We start from the raw sequence: 18,191 nt of genomic DNA, 5'->3' as shown, positions 1-18,191 counted from the left end.
TAAGCGAAGATCCGTTCACGACGCCACGGCGATGCCCACACGAGCAATGCAAACGTACCAACGGCCGTTGCCACCAGGCCGCCGAACAGCTTGGCGTTCACGCCGCCGAGGAACAGCACACCCATGGCGACGACTGCGATCACCATGAACGCGCCCATGTCCGGTTCGAGCAGCAACAACGCGCCGACGAAGCCGACCGCGACCGCCATCGGCAGGAAGCCGCGGCCGAAGCTATGCATGAACTCCTGCTTGCGCACGGTGTAGTTGGCCGCGTAGATGGTCACGGCGAGCTTCATGATTTCCGACGGCTGCATGTTCGTGATGCCGAGCGGAATCCATCGGCGAGCGCCGTTCACGCCCTTGCCGATATGCGGGATCAACACGATCACCAGCATGAATATGGACGCCACAAAGAGTTTCGGCGCGTATTTGTCCCACGTCGACGTCGGGATGCGGAACGAGATCACGCCGACCACGCTACCCATGACCACGAACATGATCTGGCGGAGGAGGAACGCATAGTCGTGGTACGACGCGTATTTCTTTGAATCCGGCATGGCGATCGAAGCCGAATACACCATCACGATCCCAAGCCCCAGCAACAAGATCGTGACCCACATCAGCGAATAATCGTAGTCGAGCATGCGCGAGCGGATCGGCGTCACGCCGTTCACTGCGCTCGAAATTCCGCTCGTGCGTTCGGCCGCCCGCGAGCCGAGGCCGTCCAAACCGCCCGCACCCGTCGAACGTGATGCGCGGCCGCCTAGCGCCGCGCTGTCGTTGGCAATCGCGTTGTGCCGCCCGGACAGTTTTGATCCAAATCGCTCCGACCAGCTCATAGCGCCACTCCCCGTTCCGCGGCAATTTCAGTCACCGCCAGACGAAAAGCGTCCGCACGATGAACATAACTCTTGAACATGTCAAAGCTCGCACAAGCCGGCGAAAGCAGCACGGCGTCGCCCGGTTCCGCGAGTAGCGTCGCGGCACGCGTGGCCGCTTCCAGCGTGGCGTGGTCGTGCAGCGGCACGTTGGTCTCGGCGAGCGCTTCGCGCAGAAGTGGCGCATCGCGGCCAATCAGCATCACGGCGCGGCACCAGCGCGACACGGGCGCAGCCAGCGGCGAAAAATCCTGGCCCTTGCTGTCGCCGCCCACAATCAGCAGCGTCTTTTGCGCGAGGCCGTCGAGCGCCGCGACCGTTGCACCAACGTTCGTGCCTTTGCTGTCATCGACAAAATCGATGCCATCGATCTGCGCGATCACTTCCACGCGATGCGGCTCGCCCCTGTATTCACGCAATCCATGCAGCAACGACGCCAGCGGCAAATCGATCGCGCGCGCCAACGCCAACGCGGCCATCGCGTTGGCGGCGTTATGCAAGCCACGAATGCGCAGTGCATCGACGGGCATCAGGCGCTTCGAAAACACACGCGGCTCGGCGGCGACTTCACTTTTCCGCCGACGCGTGGGCGCGGCTTCATCGGTGAAATCCCGGTCGTTGCCTTGCGCGAGCCACGCGATGCCGTTGTCGCGCAGCAAGCCGTAATCGCCCAGACGCTTGGGCTCGTTCAAGCCGAACGTCACGACCGTCGCTGCATTTCCCGATGCAAGCGACAGGGTTCGTGCGTCGTCCCGATTCAATACGCGCACGGTTTGCTCGCCGGAGATCCGGCCTTTCGCGGCCGCATAAGCGTCGAACCCACCGTGCCAGTCGAGATGATCCTGCGTGATGTTCAGCACGGCAGCGGCGTCGGGCTTGAACGAATACGCGGTCTCGAGTTGAAAACTCGACAACTCCAGCACCCAGACTTCGGGCAACGCAGCGTTGTCGATTGCTTCAGCCAGCTTGTCCAGCATCGCCGGGCTGATGTTGCCGGCCATCGCCACCGTCTTGCCCGCGCGCTCGCACAACAAGCCCGCGAGCGCGGTGGTGGTGGTCTTGCCGTTGGTGCCCGTAATGGCTATCACCTTCGGCACATAGCCGTTCGCGGCAAGCGACTTCAACGCCTGCGCGAACCATTCCAGCTCACCCCACACAGGGATACCGCGTTCCCGCGCGGCATCGAGGAGCGGCCTCACATCGTCAGCCAGAGGCGACAGTCCCGGGCTGATTGCAACAATCTCCACGCCGCCATCGAGCAGCGCCGGCGTGAATTCACCGCCGACAAATTCCGCTTCGATGCCATGCACGGCGAGTTCCGACAGGTATGGCGGCACGGCGCGGGTATCGGCGACGCGCAGACGGCACCCGTGACGCGCGCACCAACGCGTCATCGCGAGGCCGGATTCACCGAGCCCCAGCACAAGCACCATCGGACTTTGCCGATCAAAGAACTTCTCGCCGAACATCGCTTTACCTTTTCCTGATACTTGATCGACTACCTGACATCAACGCAACTTGAGCGTCGACAAGCCGAACAGACACAACATCAGCGTGATGATCCAGAAGCGCACCACAACCTGCGTTTCCTTCCATCCCGACAATTCGAAATGATGATGCAGCGGCGCCATCTTGAAGATGCGCCGCCCTTCGCCGAAGCGTTTTTTCGTGTACTTGAAGTACGAGACCTGCATCATCACGGAGAGCGTTTCCGCGACGAACACGCCGCCCATGATGAACAACACGACTTCCTGGCGCACGATCACCGCGATCGTGCCGAGCGCGCCGCCGAGTGCCAGCGCGCCGACATCGCCCATGAAAACTTGCGCGGGGTGCGTGTTGTACCAGAGGAACGCAAGGCCCGCACCTCCCATTGCAGAACAGAAGATCAATAGTTCACCGGCGCCGGGAATATGCGGGAACAATAAGTATTTCGAGTACACCGAACTGCCCATCACATAGGCAAACGCGCCGAGCGATGCGCCCACCAATACGACCGGCATGATCACGAGGCCATCGAGGCCATCGGTGAGATTGACTGCGTTGCTCGACCCGACAATAACCAGATACGTCACCGCGATAAAGCCCCACGTGCCTAGCGGATAGCTCATCGACTTGAGGAACGGCAGCATCAGGTCGGCACGGGCGGGCAAGCCCATGGACAACCCGCTGCGCACCCACGCCATGAACAAGTCGAACACGCGCGCGTTGTTCGCCTCGGACACGCTGAAGGCGAGATAGACGGCCGCGAACAAGCCGATAACCGATTGCCAGAAGTACTTTTCCCGCGACGACATGCCCCGCGGGTCCTTGTGTACGACTTTCCGATAGTCATCGACCCAGCCGATCACGCCATAGCCGAACGTGACCAGCATCACGATCCATACGAACCGGTTGGTGAGATCGGCCCAAAGGAGCGTCGAAAAGGCGATGCCCAACAGGATCAGCACACCGCCCATAGTCGGCGTGCCCGATTTGACCAGATGCGATTGCGGACCATTCGTGCGCACCGCCTGGCCGACTTTCAGCGAAGTCAGTTTTCGAATCACCCACGGTCCGCAGATGAGGCCGACGAACAACGCCGTGATCGTGGCGCCCACGGCGCGGAACGTCAGATAAGTAAACACGCGCAGAAAGCTGGCGTCATTCTGAAGCCATTGCGCGAGTGCGAGTAGCATGCTGGACCTTCTTCTTCAGTGCGCAGCGGGCGTCATGCCCGCAGCGGGTTGTTGTGGACTCGTCACGGCGTCCACCACGCGCTCCATCTTCATGAAGCGCGAGCCTTTCACGAGAAACGTGGCGTCGGGTCCAAAGCCCGCGCCGATGAGAGTGGTAAGAAGTTGAGTGATATCGGTGAAATGCTGACCCGCACCGAACGCGGTGCATGAATCGATGCTCGCGTCGCCGAGGGCATAGAGCGCTTCAATACCCTGTTGCGCCGCATACGCACCCACCTCGCGATGAAACGCCGGCCCCTGGTCGCCGACTTCGCCCATGTCACCCATGATAAGAACACGCGGTGAGGGTTGCGAGGCCAGGACGTCGATGGCCGCGCGCATCGAATCGGGATTCGAGTTGTACGTATCGTCGATAACCGTTGCGCCTTCAAACGGGTTCAATACGGCACGCTTGACTTGCAGGCGCCCTTTCACCGGAACGAATGCTTCCAGGCCACGCTTGATGTCGGCAAGGGAAACATGCGCGGCAAGCGCGGCAGCCGTTGCCGCCAGCGCGTTGCGCGCATTGTGTTCGCCCAGCACTTGCAACGCGACTTCAATAGCGCCTTGCGGCGTGCTGATAAGTACCGTCGTTCCGTTCAGCGTGCCAGTCACAGCAGCTTCCACTTGCGAAGCCTCCGTATTCAACGCGAAATCGAGAATCGGATTTCCCGTTGCTGCGACGCGCCAGATGCTGGCGTATTTGTCATCGGCGGGGAACACCGCTGTTCCGGTCGAACCAAGCGCATGAATGATCGACGCGTGTTCGAGCGCGACCGCTTCCACCGTCGCCATGAATTCCTGATGCTCGCGTTGCGCGTTGTTGACCACCGCGACAGTCGGCGCGGCGATCTTGCCGAGCGTTTGCGTTTCACCCGGATGGTTCATGCCGACTTCGATCACGGCGAGCTTGTGCGTCTCGTTGAGGCGCAACAGCGTCAGCGGCAAGCCGATGTCGTTGTTGAAATTGCCGGCCGTCGAGAGCTGCGCGCTTGCGCCCACCGCGGCTGCGAAGATCGACGCGATCATTTCCTTCACCGTCGTCTTGCCGTTACTGCCGGTCACGGCCACCAGGGGCATTGTGAAGCGGGTACGCCAGCCATGCGCCAAGGCGCCGAGTGCGGCTCGCGTGTCCTTGACCTTGAGCGCCGGAATAGCGAAGCCGTCAGGCAAGCGCGTCACGAGCACCGCCGCAATACCGCGTTGCCCGACTTGCGGCAGGAAGTCGTGGGCATCGAAACGATCGCCCTTGATCGCGACAAACAAATCGCCCGGACCGGCCGTGCGGCTATCGGTCGAGACGCGTTCGAATACGACGTTTTCATCGCCAGAGACGACTGCGCCCGGAATCAGCGATGCGGCTTCCCGTAAGGTGAAAAGGCTCATTCGCCACCTCCGCGCAGGTGCCCGGCACGCGCGGCCAACGCGAGGCGAGCGTGGTCCTGATCCGAGAACGCGCGTTTCTTGCCCATGATTTCCTGAGTGGCTTCGTGGCCCTTGCCGGCAAGCACGACTACGTCTTCGCGAGCCGCGCTGCGGATCGCCTGCAAGATGGCCGAGGCGCGATCTTCAATACGCCGTGCCTTCGTTGCATCGGTAAAGCCGGCCGCGATCTGGTCGATGATCGACATCGGATCCTCGCCGCGCGGATTGTCGCTGGTAATCACGACGTGATCGGCACGCTTTTCCGCGATCGCGCCCATCAACGGGCGCTTGGTTGCGTCACGATCACCACCGCAGCCGAACGTGCAAATGAGTTGGCCGCCGCGCGCCTGCGCAATCGGGCGCAGCGCTTCGAGCGTCTTGTCGAGCGCATCGGGCGTGTGTGCGTAGTCGATCACTACAAGCGGTTCGTCATTCTGCAAACGGCCACCGAGACGCTGCATCCGGCCATTCACCGGTTCGAGTTTCGCGATTTGAGCGAGCGCAGCAGTGAGTGGAATTTCAGCCACCAGCAACGCGCCGAGCACGCCCAGCAAGTTGCTCACATTGAACGCGCCGAGCGTCGCAACTTCCACGTCGGCGTTGCCCCAATCGGACTCCAGATGAAACGCGGTGCCCATCGTCGTCGCGCGGACGTTGCTTGCAATCAGCGACGCGTCGGCTTGTACGGCCGCGGCCGTGGCGGATTCATCGATGCCATAGGCGATCGTCCGCGTCTTGCCTTGAAGCGAAGCGATCAGGCGCTGGCCGGCTGCGTCGTCGCGATTGATGACTGCTGCCTTCAGATTCGGCCACGCGAACAAGCGCGCCTTCGCCGTTTCGTAAGCGCTGAACGTGCCGTGGTAATCGAGGTGATCCTGCGTCAGATTGGTGAAGATGGCGATATCGAATTTGGTGCCGTTCACACGACCTTGATGCAGCGCGTGCGACGACACTTCCATCGCTACACCCTTGGCGCCGTCCGCCTTCAACTGGCTGAGCGTGCGCTGCAGTTGCGGCGCGTCGGGCGTGGTAAATCCAGAGTGAACAAGCTTGCCCGGCATGCCGCTACCCAGCGTGCCGATGATCGCGCACGGCGTGCCGAGCGCCGACAGTGTGGTTGCCAGCCACTGACTGCACGAGGTTTTCCCATTGGTGCCGGTGACGCCCGCGACCAGCATGTCTTCGGTCGGCTCGCCATACCACGCCGATGCGATCGGGCCGGCCAATTCGTTGAGCGCCTTGACGCCCAGTGCGCGCGATGCGTCCGGCTGGCCAATCAAGCCTTCAGGTTGATACAGGACGGCAGCCGCGCCGTTAGCCAGGGCGGTATCGATAAACGGACGGCTGTCCGCGCCATCCACCGCGTACGCGAAGAACACGTCGCCGGGTTTGAGCGAGCGCGTATCGGCATGCAGTTGCGCACCGGCGTCTGCGTGTGCACGCAGCCACGCCACGGCCTTCGCGACGTCGGCGCTCAGCTTCGCGAAATCGCTCATCGAACGACTCCCGGGTGATTCTTCGAACTGGTCGTTACCTTCATCTTTTTCGCCCCGTTCGGCATGGTCGCGCCGGGCGTCGTCGCGTTCGGCTGTTTGATGTCCGTGGCGGGCGTGCCGGAAGCGGGGTCGTCGGAGACCACCATTTGCTTCACGGCCATATCGGGCGGAACGTTGAGCGAACGCAGCGTGTCGCCGACAATCGACGCAAACACCGGCCCGGATACCTGACCGCCAAAGTGGCTGCCGGCCGTCGGTTCATCGACGGACACCGCGACCACAATGCGCGGATTCGGCATCGGCGCCATGCCGACAAACGACGCGCGATACTTCGATTTATCGTAGCCATGAGCCGCGTGCTTGTAAGCCGTACCCGACTTGCCACCCACGCGATACCCCGGCACGGCCGCGTCGGGCGACGTACCGCCCTTCGACACCACGGTTTCAAGCATTGCGCGGACTTCACGTGCGGTGGTCGGCGCGAAGACTTGCGGGCCAGTCGCAGGCTGATCCGCCGGCGTGCGGAAAATCGACACCGGCATGATCTCGCCGTCGTGCGCGATCGCGGTATAAGCGCGCGCCAGTTGAAACAGCGATGCCGACAAGCCATAGCCATACGACATGGTCGCCTGCTCGATCCGGCGCCAGCTTTTCCACGGCCGCAAACGGCCCGCTACCGCGCCGGGGAAGCCCACCTTCGGTGCTTGTCCCAGCCCGATGCTCGTATACATGTTCCACATCTCTTCGGGCTTCAACTGCATCGCAATCTTGGTCGCGCCGATATTGCTCGATTTCTGGATCACGCCGCCCACGGTGAGGACTCCGAAGCCCGAGTCGTCGGTGATACGCGCACCGTCGAGCACGAACGAACCATTGCCCGTATCCACCAGCGTATTCGGCGTCACGCGATGCAAGTCGAGCGCGAGCGAAATCGTGAACGGCTTCATGATCGAGCCCGGCTCGAACGTATCCGTCATGATGCGGTTGCGCAGTTCCTCGCCCGTCATGTGCGAGCGGTCGTTCGGGTTGTAGGTCGGATAATTCACGAGCGCCAGTACTTCGCCGGTCTTCACGTCGACCACGATCGCCGCACCGGCCTTCGCCTTGAACTTCTCTACAGCCGCCTTCAGATTTGTATACGCGATGTACTGGATCTTGCTGTCGATCGACAAGTCCACGTCTTCGCCGTCATGCGGCACGACCTGCTCGTCCACGTCCTCGACAACGTGCCCCATCCGATCCTTGATCACGCGACGCATCCCCGGTGTCCCGGCGAGCACGCCCTGGTCGCCGAGTTCAACGCCTTCCTGCCCCTTGTCCTCGATATTCGTAAAGCCGATCAGATGCGCCGTGATCTCGCCTTCCGGATAGAAGCGCTTGTATTCACCGCGCGAGTAGATCCCGGGGATATCGAGGGCTGCGACTTTCTGCGCGACTTCAACAGGCACCTGGCGCTTCACGTAGACAAAGGTCTTGTCCATCGACAGCTTCGCCCGCAGTTCTTTCGGCGACATTTCCAGCAGCGAGGACAACTCGCCGAGCTTGTCGGCGGAAAGGTCATCAGGAACGGCTTCCGGAATCGCCCAGATCGCTTTCACGGGAAGGCTGGTCGCGAGTACGAGCCCGTTGCGGTCCTTGATCTGACCGCGCGTGGCAGGCATTTCAAGCGTGCGCTGATAGCGGCTCTCGCCCTGCTTCTTGAAGAATGCGTTACCCGGACCCTGAATCCAGAATGCGCGGCCGGCCAGCGCCACGAAGGCCATGAACAGCATGAAGACGACGAGCTTCGAGCGCCACATGGGAAGGCGCACGGAGAGGATTGGATTAGGCGTGAAGGCGACGCCTTTCTGCTTCGCGGATTTTTTCATCGCTTCGCTCCGCTTGGCGCGGGAGCGGACGCGGGCACCGGAGCCGGCAACGGTGCGTCCTCGGCCTTGGACGTCGCCGGGTCGTAGTTCAGGTATTGCGTACGGCCCGTGGTGACGGGCTGCATCTTGAGTGAGGTATTGGCCAACTCTTCGATACGCGAGGTTTTCGACAACGCGCTCTGTTGATACTGAAGCTGCGAATAGTCCTGCTGAAGCTGACGCTCCTCCGACTGAGTCCGCTGCACCTCGATGAAGATCTGCCTTTGCTTGTTCGTCGCGTTCACCGCTGACAGCGCGCAGCCGAGAACGATGATCAACAGGAAAATGTTGAGCCGGTTCATGGCGCGATCCGCTCGGCGATGCGCATGACAGCGGAGCGCGCGCGCGGGTTCGCCGCCACTTCAGCGTCGGACGCGAACACGCGGCCAATCAGCCTGAGCGGAGGGCTGGGCAGATCAGCGGCACGAATCGGCAGGCGGCGGTCGATCACAGGCCCGCTTGCATGGGCCTGCATGAATCGCTTGACGATCCGGTCCTCGAGCGAATGAAAGCTGATCACGACCAGGCGTCCCCCTTGCTCCAACAACGCCAATGCTGCGTCCAGAACTACTTGCAGCTCCGCAAGCTCTTGATTGATGTGAATCCGTATAGCCTGAAAGGTGCGGGTTGCCGGATCCTTACCCTTCTCACGGGTTTTGACGACATGACCCACGATTTGGGCAAGCTCGCCCGTGGTGACGAGAGGCCCAAGACGGTCGGACTCTGCCCGGCGAGCAACAAGCGCCTTTGCAATCTGAAAAGCAAACCGTTCTTCCCCATAATTTTTAATAACCTCCGTCAGTTCCTGCACCGTTGCCCGCGCCAGCCAGTCCGAGGCGGATTCGCCACGACTTGGGTCCATCCGCATGTCGAGCGGGCCATTGGCCCTGAAGCTGAAGCCGCGATCCGGATCGTCCACTTGTGGCGACGAAACACCCAGATCCAGCAACACGCCCGACACCCGTCCTACACCTCGCTCGGCCGCGGCTTCCCGCAAGGAGGCAAAACTCTCATGCACTATCGAAAAACGTGAATCCTGAACCTGTGCTGCCGTTGCGATGGCCTGCGGATCTTTGTCAAAGGCGATCAGGCGGCCTGCTTCGCTCAATTTCGTCAGGATCAGGCGGCTATGGCCGCCCCGTCCAAACGTGCCATCTATATAAGTACCGTCGACGCGCGTAATCAGCGCCTCCACCGCCTCATCCAGCAACACCGTGCGATGTTGCAACTCGTTTCCGTTCGCAGGTGCCATGTCTATTAGCGCCGCGTCAGAACGTGAAATTCTTCAGCGCGTCGGGCATGCCCTGCGCCATCGCCGCCTTTTCCTTCTCGGCGTAAATCGTTGCGTCCCACAATTCCAGGTAATTACCCATGCCAAGCAGCGTCACTTCTTTTTCCAATGAACCAGCCATGCGCAATTCCGGCGAAACCAGCACGCGTCCCGCACTGTCGATGTCAACATCCATGGCGTTGCCGAGAAAAATCCGGCGAAACCAGATTGCGTCCATGGGAAGTGCAGCGATTTTCGAGCGGAAGATTTCCCACTCAGGGCGAGGAAAGAGCAACAGGCATCCATCCGGGCTCTTTGTGAGCGTCACCCGGCCTTCCGATTGCCCTTGCAGCGCTTCCCGATAGCGAGACGGGACAGACATCCGTCCCTTCGCATCGAGAGATAGCGCCGAAGCCCCTTGGAACACTCGCCCTCTCCTCTTTCACGACGCGTGCGACGCGCCGCGACTTGTAGAAATGTGTCTGAAACTGATGGGCGCATCACACAAAAATGCACTTTCTCACACCATTTCCCACTTTAGAGGAACGGATTTGCCCGGTCAATACGCCAGGCCGTTTTTTGACTAATTTTGTTTGTTAGAACAAGGACTTAGCGTCGACCTCTAAAGTACGATGAAAATCATGAATATCGTTACGAATGAACGAGGTACTGAGGAATGTGAAGGTAGTACGTGAAAAGAGTCGAGAAACCGGGGATTCAGGCGAGGTGAAGAAAACACGCGGGGGAATATTGCGGGTCGGATGAGACAACCGAAAAAGCCGACGTTCCGCGTTTAAGCGGAACGTGTCGATATTACTAAATATAGTACGCCGTTCGAGTCATCACTTTCGAGATTGCGCGCATCAACCCACGCACGGGAAACGGCAGTTCTACCCCGCCCGCATTGATGGCCGCGGCCGCGTGCGCCGCTTCATCGACGCGCATTTGCTCGACGATCGCGCGCGATGCGTGGTCGTTGACCGGCAAACGGGTCATATGGCTATTCAAATGCTTTTCCACCTGACGCTCGGTTTCGGCCATGAAGCCCAGACTCGCGCGATCGCCAAACTGTCCCGCGACAAAACCCACGGCCAGGGAACCCGTGTACCAGAGAGGATTCAAGAAACTGGGCCGGGAATCCAAGTCACGCAAGCGTTTTGACGTCCAGGCCAAATGGTCTTCTTCCTCGCGCGCCGCTTCTTCGAAGCCGCGTTTAAGCACTGTCGAATTCGTCGCGATCTTCTGCGCCTGATACAAAGCTTGTGCACAAATCTCGCCCACGTGATTCACGCGCATCAGCGCGGCAGAATGGGCCGCCTCTTCGGCAGTCAACTCAACAGTCTCAGCGGCAGATTCGGTCGCGTCCTTTGGCGCTTCGGGTACCGGACGCGACATCCGGGACACGCCCGTCATGGACCTGAGTCCACGATCGAACTCCGAAATCAGTTCATCGAGTGTCATCTCACAACTCCTGTTTCGATCTCCTCAGCGATTCTGCACTGATGGAAAAATCGATCAAAAAACGACTATGTACTCTTCAAATATTGTAACTAGGGCTCGTACGGGTCGCGAAAATTCCATCAACCGGCAATTTTAGCGCATGTTGCGTAAACGAAACGGCGGGAGCGCTTTTCCTTTGTCGTCCAAAAGCTCTTTGTTACATTACGTTCAACTTCGTTTTTGAAGTATTCGGCGGGGACGTCAACACACTGGCGCTAAGAACAGTGACCTTGCCAACTGGATTCAACACCCTTGGAGATTTGTTAATGAAGAAGTCGCTTCTCGCTCTAGCTGCATTGGGCACATTCGCGGGTGCCGTGCAGGCCCAGAGCAGCGTGACGCTGTACGGCATTATCGATGCAGGCCTCGCATTCAATAATAATTCTGGCGGCCATCAGTTGTATGCAGCGAACGCCGGCAACCTGCAAGGCGACCGTTGGGGCCTGCGTGGCACGGAAGATCTGGGCGGTGGCCTGAGCGCGCTGTTCGTGTTGGAGAACGGCTTCAACGCCTACTCCGGAAAGCTGGGTCAAGGCGGCGACTTATTCGGCCGTCAAGCCTATGTCGGCATTGGGTCGAAACAATTCGGTACGGTTACCCTCGGTCGTCAATATGACTCCGTGGTCGACTATACCGGCGCGCTGGAAGTGGGTAGCCAATGGGCGTCGTACTTCGCTGCGCACCCGGGCGACCTGGACAACATGAACAACTCGAATCGCGTGAATAACTCGATCAAGTACGCAAGCAATTCGTACTCGGGTATCACGTTTGGCGGCTTGTACAGTCTGGGCGGTGTTGCCGGTGAATTCAACCGCAACCAGATCTGGTCGGGTGGTGTCGGCTACGCACAAGGTCCGATCACGTTGGCTGCGGCTTACTTGAACGTCAGGAACCCGAACGTCTCGTTCTTCGGTAACAACGCGTCGTCGAGCGCCACCGCTTCGAACATGACCGGTTCCACTGTGTACTCGGGCTATGCATCGGCCAAGACACAGCAAGTCGTTTCGGCTGGCGGTGCTTACTCGTTCGGCGCTGCAACGGTTGGCGCAACGTACAGCAACACTCAGTTCAAGGATCTCGGACAAGGCCAAGCTGGTTTGAACCCGCGCGGCCTGAACGGCGACGCGAACTTCAACAACGTCGAAGTGAACTTCAAGTATCAGCTGACGCCGGCGTTGTTGCTGGGCGCTGCTTGGGATTACACGAAGGGCTATGGCGTGAACGACGCGAAGTACAACCAAGGCGTCATCGGCGCGGACTACTTCCTGTCCAAGCGTACCGACCTGTATGTCGACGCTATCTATCAGCACGCATCGGGTACGGATTCGACCGGACACTCCGCTGTTGCGAACATCAACGGCTTGTCGGCGTCTTCGACGTCGAATCAGGTCGCTACCGTGGTCGGCATCCGCGCAAAGTTCTAATAAGTCGTAATAACACGCTTGTCTTGAAAGGCGCCTTCGGGCGCCTTTTTTTCGTTATAAGCGTCGGCTTCGTAGAACGAGCGCCCAATAAAAAAGCCTCCACATCTGCCGATGCGAAGGCTTGGCTCCCAGTACCGCTAACCGTTCAAACCTTGCCGTCGCGCAGTTCCCTGCGCAATATCTTGCCCACATTGCTTTTCGGGAGATCGCTCCTGAACTCGATGAACCGCGGCCGCTTGTAGTTCGTCAAGCGCTCCTTGCAGAACGCGCTCACATCGGCTTCGGTGAGATTGGGATCGCGGCGTACGACGAACAGCTTCACCGCCTCCCCTGAGGTCGCGTCTTTCACGCCCACGGCCGCCACTTCCAACACGCCCGGCAGCTTCGCGACCACGTCTTCAATTTCGTTCGGATACACGTTGAAGCCCGACACCAGGATCATGTCCTTCTTCCGGTCGACGATTTTCACGTATCCGCGTTCGTCAAAGACACCGATATCGCCCGATTTGAAATAGCCGTCCGGTGTCATGACTTTCGCTGTTTCGTCCGGGCGATTCCAGTAACCCGCCATCACTTGCGGTCCTCGAATGCAGACCTCGCCGGGCTGGCCTGGCGCAAGTTCGTTGTTATCGTCATCGCGGATTGAGATTTCAGTGGACGGTAACGGCAAACCGATCGTGCCGGTGTATTCGGTCGCGGTGGTCGGGTTACACGTCACGCTCGGCGATGTTTCGGATAGCCCGTAGCCCTCGATAATCGGCGTGCCGGTGGCATCGAACCAACGTTTGGCCACGGCCTCCTGGACAGCCATGCCGCCGCCATTCGCCGCGATCAGCTTCGAAAAGTCGAGCTTGGCGAAATCCGGATGGTTCAGCATCGCGTTATAGAGCGTGTTCACGGCCGGGAACGTATTGATCTTGAAGCCGTGCAGCTCCTTGATCATGCCCGCGATATCGCGCGGATTCGCGATCAGTACGCCGATTCCGCCCGTGCGGAGGGTTAGCAAGCAGCCCACAGTCAGCGCAAAGATGTGATACAGCGGAAGCGCAACCGCCGTCACGACCTGATCGATATCCGGGTGCGCGTGTCGCGCCGGATCAAGCCACACTTCGGACTGCAGCACGTTCGCGATCACATTGCGATGCAGAAGAACCGCACCCTTGGCCACGCCAGTCGTGCCACCGGTGTATTGCAGGAACGCGATGTCGTTGGGACTCACTTTCACCGGCGTGAACGCCATGCGTTCGCCTTGTCGAAGTGCCTCGTTGAAGCTGACGTGCGCCGGCAAATCCCAGGCGGGAACGAGCTTTTTCACCCGGCGAACGACGAAGTTGACGATCAAGCCCTTCGCACCCAACAAATCGCCCATCGACGCGACCACGACGTGTTTGATTGGCGTGTTCTTCGCCACGGCCTGAACGGTGCGCGCAAAGTTCTCAAGCACGATAATCGCTTCGGCGCCGCTGTCCTTCAACTGATGTTCGAGTTCGCGTGGCGTGTACAGCGGATTCACGTTCACGACGACGTAGCCCGCGCGGAGGATCGCGGCCAGCGCGACCGGATATTGCAGCACGTTCGGCATCATGATTGCGATGCGCGCGCCTGGCTTCAGTCCGCGCGATTGAAACCACGCAGCGAGATGCGTAGAAAGCGCATCGAGCTTGCCATAAGTAAGCGCTTGACCCATGGAGACGAACGCACGCTTCTCACGATTAGCGCGGAAGCTGTCCGCGAGCAACTCGGACACCGAGTTGTACCGCGTGGGATCAATTTCGTCGGGCACGCCTCGTGGATACGACTTCAACCAGATTTTTTCCATGTGGCGTCTCCTCCCTATAATTTTAGAATGATCGTGCGAAACGCATCGTAACGGCTCGAACGTGTTCCCACAACCGGGTTAGACGCGACCTTCCAATCCTTATTCGCTAATGTGCCTCACACTGCCTCGACCTCGACGAGACAGTCGTAGAACGTAGCCGATCCGCCCAGGTCCGTCAGCGCCTGACTCGTGACCTGGTTCGCATTGCAGCCATCGGGCGCGAGCTTCTTCCACCAGATCGACAAGCCGACCACTAGACCGTCCCGGGCACGATTCGTTACCCGGACACGCGCCTGCATTGACCCGCGATCGTTGAAGATACGCACCATTTCGCCGTCGACGATCTCGCGCGCCTGGGCGTCGGCTGGATGCATCTCGAGATGCGGCTCACCCTCCGTGGCACGCAGGCTTTCAACGTTCACGAACGTGCTGTTCAGGAAGTTCCGCGCAGGAGGGGAGATCATGGAGAGCGGATAACGGGCCGCCAGTTCGGGCGCATAAGTCGCGGACTCGTACGGCGCGAGATAGTCCGGAACCGGATCGAGTCCCTGACGCTGCAAACGCTCGCTGAAGAACTCGCATTTGCCCGACGGTGTGCGAAATCCGCCCTCGGCGAACGGCGCCTCGGCCAGTTTGAGTTGCGCCCAGCCGTTTGCCTTGAGCGTCTCCCAGCTTTGACCAGAAAGCGCCGGATCGTCCCAGCGAAAAGCCTTTGACGCTATTTCGTTATCTGTCTCGAACAACGCCGGGTGGGTAAGACCCATCGCTCTGGACAAGCCCCGAAATATTTCCGTGTTCGGCCGAGCCTCGCCAACAGGCGCAATCGCCGGCAAGTTCGCCATCACGTGGGTGTGCCCGTACGACTTGTGGACATCGATATGTTCGAGTTGCGTGGTCGCCGGCAGGATCAAATCGGCGTAATCGGCGGTATCGGTCTGGAAGTGGTCGAGCACGATGGTGAACAGATCTTCTCGCGCGAAGCCGGCCACGACCTTCGCCGAATCGGGCGCTACCGCTACGGGGTTGGAGTTGTAGACAATCAGCGCTTCAATTTTCGGGCCGAACGTCGCGTCGCCCGCGCGCAGCAGTGCGTCCCCGATACTATTCATATTGACGATGCGCGGCAGCGTCGACGGCCATCCCGGCAGCAAATCCGGGCGCTCAAGCGCGCATTCGTCGACCGGCGCCCACGCGGACGACGACAACAGCAAGCCGCCCGAGCGTTCCCGCCAAGCCCCCGTCAAAGAAGGCAGGCAGGCGATTGCGCGGACCGCGTTGCCGCCGCCGCGTACGCGTTGCATGCCGTAGTTGAGGCGGATTGACGCTTTCTTCGTCGACGCAAACGCGCGCGCCAGGTCAATCACTACGTGTTCGTCGATCCCGCAAATCTCGGCCGCGCGGGCCGGTGGATAGGTCTGGGCGCGCTCTTTCAATTGATCGAAACCGAGCGTGTGTGCATCGATGTAATCGTGATCGAGCAGTCCTTCCGCGATCATGACGTTCATCATGCCGAGCGCGAGCGCTGCGTCGGTTCCCGGTTTCAACGCGACATGCTGATGACATTTTTCCGCTGTCAGCGAACGGTACGGATCGATCGCGACGAGGCGCGCGCCCCGTCGCTTCGCCTCTTGCGCGCGGGTCCAGAAGTGAAGGTTCGACGCGATCGGATTCGCCCCCCAGATCAGGATTAACTCGCTTTCCTCGTAATACTCCGTGTGCATGCCGAGGCTCGCGCCGTACGTGTAGCGCAATCCCGCGGCGCCGGCGGCCGCGCAAATGGTCCGGTCCAGACGGGACGCGCCGAGCACGTTGAAGAAACGGGCCGCGATACTTTCGCCCTGCACAAGACCCATCGTGCCCGCGTAGCTGTACGGCAGGATGGCTTCTGGCGCGCGTGCCGCGATTTCGTTCAGACGTCCGGCGGCAAATTTGAGCGCGTCGTCCCAGCCGATCGGCTCGAACCGCCCCTCACCTTTACGACCGACGCGACGCATCGGCGTGAGCAATCTGTCTCGATGATGCGTGCGTTCGGCATAGCGCGACACTTTCGTGCAGAGCACGCCTTGGGTCGGTGGATGATCCGGGTCGCCCGTTACTTTTATCGCTCGGCCATTCACTACGGTGACACGCATCGCGCAGGTGTCCGGGCAATCATGCGGACAAACAGCACGGGCGAATTCGGCGGGAGCGTTCATGCAAATATCCGGTAAAAGCGTGTGAAATTCCAAGGAATCTCCAATTTTATTACGCTTGCCGAAGGGCCACTGCCTCGAAGTTATATAAATATTCGCGGGCGTAGAATGGAAGTCTTCCCGCGAACAACGGGACGCGCAACGCTTTTGTCAGATGGAGGCCATACCATGTACCTGATTCCCGAAATCGAAGCGTCGCACGAGGAAATCAAGGCACTGCGACGGACGCTCCACGCGCATCCCGAGTTGCGCTACGAAGAGACGGCGACGGCTCAGCTCGTCGCGGAGAATCTGGCGCGATGGGGACTGACTGTCCATCGCGGGATGGGAAAAACCGGCGTAGTAGGCGTGCTGAAACGGGGCTCAAGCGGACGTTGCGTTGGATTGCGCGCCGACATGGACGCGCTGCCGATCACCGAAATGAACACGTTTGATCATCGGTCCAGGAACGAAGGCCGCATGCATGCATGTGGTCACGACGGGCACACCGCGATGTTGCTGGGCGCCGCCAAGCATCTCGCCGAACATGGCAAATTCGACGGTACGATCGTTTTCATTTTTCAGCCGGCCGAAGAAGGGGGCGCCGGCGCGAAGGCAATGATCAAGGATGGTTTGTTCGAGCAATTTCCCGTCGATGCCGTCTTCGGCATTCACAATTGGCCCGGCATGCCCGCGCGCCACTTCGGCGTAACCGAAGGTCCCATGATGGCGTCGAGCAATATATTTAGCATCACAATCCAGGGGACGGGATCGCACGCGGCATTACCGCACAATGGCCACGATCCGATTTTCGCGGCTGTCCAGATCGCGAACGGTTTGCAAGGGATCATCACACGCAGCAAAAAGCCAATCGATACCGCAGTGCTATCGATTACGCAAATTCACGCCGGCGATGCAGTGAACGTTGTTCCCGATGAAGCGTGGCTCGGTGGCACTGTGCGCACATTTACGGTTGAAACGCTCGATTTGATAGAGCGCCGGATGCGAACGATTGCAGAATCGACGGCGGCTGCGTACGAGTGCAAAGCAGTGGTCGATTTTCGACGGAACTATCCGCCGACCATCAACGACCCCGAACAAACGCAGTTCGCGGCGTCAGTGATGCAGGATGTGGTGGGCGCGCAGAATGTCGACACTTCCGTCGAACCGACCATGGGCGCGGAGGACTTCTCATTCATGCTGCTTGCAAAGCCGGGATGCTATGCGTTCCTGGGCAATGGCGAAGGGGGTCATCGCGACTCCGGGCATGGCGTCGGTCCGTGCATGCTTCATAACGCAAGCTACGATTTCAATGACGCGCTGTTATCGGTTGGATCGACGTATTGGGTCAAGCTCGCGGAGAGATTTCTATCGGTTTGAGGCCGATTGGCTCAGGGCCGCCATTGCGTTGGCGGCTCTGAGGTTCTGCTTTTTGATGGCTTTTCGATTGTCCGATCGTCCAACGCAAAAACCCCACCTTTGCGGGGTGGGGTTTTCGGATGCTAGAGCTAGCAAAGGGGAGCCTGACGATTACCTACTTTCACACGGGTATCCGCACTATCATTGGCGTGGAGTCGTTTCACG

14 protein-coding genes are annotated in these 18,191 nt (G+C 59.9%); 2 read left to right on the top strand and 12 right to left on the bottom strand.

Annotated elements, in window-relative coordinates; all coding sequences use genetic code 11:
- From WCA53_RS01075 to coq7, 10 genes are all read right to left on the bottom strand, one after another.
- The coding region (locus tag WCA53_RS01075; protein WP_423904449.1) for an FtsW/RodA/SpoVE family cell cycle protein at positions 1–839 on the bottom strand (839 nt) is incomplete at its 3' end.
- Entirely contained in the window at positions 836–2,347 is a 1,512-nt protein-coding gene (gene murD / locus WCA53_RS01070; RefSeq protein WP_423904446.1) for a UDP-N-acetylmuramoyl-L-alanine--D-glutamate ligase, read from the bottom strand. The genes WCA53_RS01075 and murD, both read right to left, overlap by 4 nt.
- Before the next feature lie 39 nt (positions 2,348–2,386).
- Positions 2,387–3,556 (bottom strand): phospho-N-acetylmuramoyl-pentapeptide-transferase, encoded by a 1,170-nt coding sequence (mraY, locus tag WCA53_RS01065; RefSeq protein WP_423904443.1) that lies wholly within the window; start codon positions 3,554–3,556, stop codon positions 2,387–2,389.
- A 15-nt stretch (positions 3,557–3,571) separates the two neighbouring features.
- A complete protein-coding gene (locus WCA53_RS01060; protein ID WP_423904440.1) occupies positions 3,572–4,981 on the bottom strand; it encodes a UDP-N-acetylmuramoyl-tripeptide--D-alanyl-D-alanine ligase in 1,410 nt (469 codons plus the stop codon).
- The gene (locus WCA53_RS01055; protein ID WP_423904435.1) at positions 4,978–6,516 is read right to left on the bottom strand and encodes a UDP-N-acetylmuramoyl-L-alanyl-D-glutamate--2,6-diaminopimelate ligase; all 1,539 of its coding nucleotides are present in this window, start codon (positions 6,514–6,516) and stop codon (positions 4,978–4,980) included. The genes WCA53_RS01060 and WCA53_RS01055 overlap by 4 nt, the downstream gene beginning before the upstream one ends.
- The gene (locus tag WCA53_RS01050) at positions 6,513–8,384 is read right to left on the bottom strand and encodes a peptidoglycan D,D-transpeptidase FtsI family protein (protein ID WP_423904433.1); all 1,872 of its coding nucleotides are present in this window, start codon (positions 8,382–8,384) and stop codon (positions 6,513–6,515) included. Before WCA53_RS01050 ends, WCA53_RS01055 begins: the two co-directional genes overlap by 4 nt.
- Positions 8,381–8,725, bottom strand: a complete 345-nt coding sequence (gene ftsL, locus WCA53_RS01045) for a cell division protein FtsL (RefSeq protein WP_423904430.1) — start codon at positions 8,723–8,725, stop codon at positions 8,381–8,383. The genes WCA53_RS01050 and ftsL overlap by 4 nt, the downstream gene beginning before the upstream one ends.
- Positions 8,722–9,675, bottom strand: coding sequence for a 16S rRNA (cytosine(1402)-N(4))-methyltransferase RsmH (gene rsmH, locus WCA53_RS01040; protein WP_423904426.1), 954 nt, complete (start codon positions 9,673–9,675; stop codon positions 8,722–8,724). The genes ftsL and rsmH overlap by 4 nt, the downstream gene beginning before the upstream one ends.
- A 16-nt stretch (positions 9,676–9,691) precedes the next feature.
- Positions 9,692–10,120 carry a division/cell wall cluster transcriptional repressor MraZ gene (mraZ, locus tag WCA53_RS01035; RefSeq protein WP_423904422.1) on the bottom strand — a complete coding sequence of 143 codons (429 nt, stop codon included), beginning with the start codon at positions 10,118–10,120 and terminating at the stop codon, positions 9,692–9,694.
- Positions 10,121–10,509: 389 nt separating this feature from the next.
- A complete protein-coding gene (gene coq7 / locus WCA53_RS01030; protein ID WP_423904419.1) occupies positions 10,510–11,154 on the bottom strand; it encodes a 2-polyprenyl-3-methyl-6-methoxy-1,4-benzoquinone monooxygenase in 645 nt (214 codons plus the stop codon).
- Positions 11,155–11,459: 305 nt separating this feature from the next.
- Between coq7 and WCA53_RS01025 the strand changes: the two genes are divergently transcribed.
- The gene (locus WCA53_RS01025; RefSeq protein ID WP_423904416.1) at positions 11,460–12,617 is read left to right on the top strand and encodes a porin; all 1,158 of its coding nucleotides are present in this window, start codon (positions 11,460–11,462) and stop codon (positions 12,615–12,617) included.
- Positions 12,618–12,762: 145 nt separating this feature from the next.
- On the opposite strand, the gene WCA53_RS01020 is transcribed toward WCA53_RS01025, so the two are convergent.
- Together WCA53_RS01020 and WCA53_RS01015 are read right to left on the bottom strand one after the other, a co-directional pair.
- Positions 12,763–14,436, bottom strand: coding sequence for a long-chain fatty acid--CoA ligase (locus WCA53_RS01020; protein ID WP_423904413.1), 1,674 nt, complete (start codon positions 14,434–14,436; stop codon positions 12,763–12,765).
- 116 nt (positions 14,437–14,552) lie between these two features.
- Positions 14,553–16,631, bottom strand: a complete 2,079-nt coding sequence (locus WCA53_RS01015; RefSeq protein ID WP_423904409.1) for a molybdopterin-containing oxidoreductase family protein — start codon at positions 16,629–16,631, stop codon at positions 14,553–14,555.
- 165 nt (positions 16,632–16,796) lie between these two features.
- Here WCA53_RS01015 and WCA53_RS01010 point away from each other — a divergent pair, with 165 nt between their 5' ends.
- On the top strand, positions 16,797–17,987 hold the full coding sequence (locus WCA53_RS01010) for a M20 aminoacylase family protein (protein ID WP_423904406.1): 1,191 nt from the start codon (positions 16,797–16,799) through the stop codon (positions 17,985–17,987).
- The last annotated feature ends 204 nt before the right edge of the window (positions 17,988–18,191 follow it).

The sequence above is a fragment of the Caballeronia sp. genome, assembly GCF_049581465.1.
GTDB lineage: Bacteria > Pseudomonadota > Gammaproteobacteria > Burkholderiales > Burkholderiaceae > Caballeronia.
Note: the sequence above shows the minus strand (reverse complement) of the source record. Positions and strands in the feature narration are given on the sequence as shown.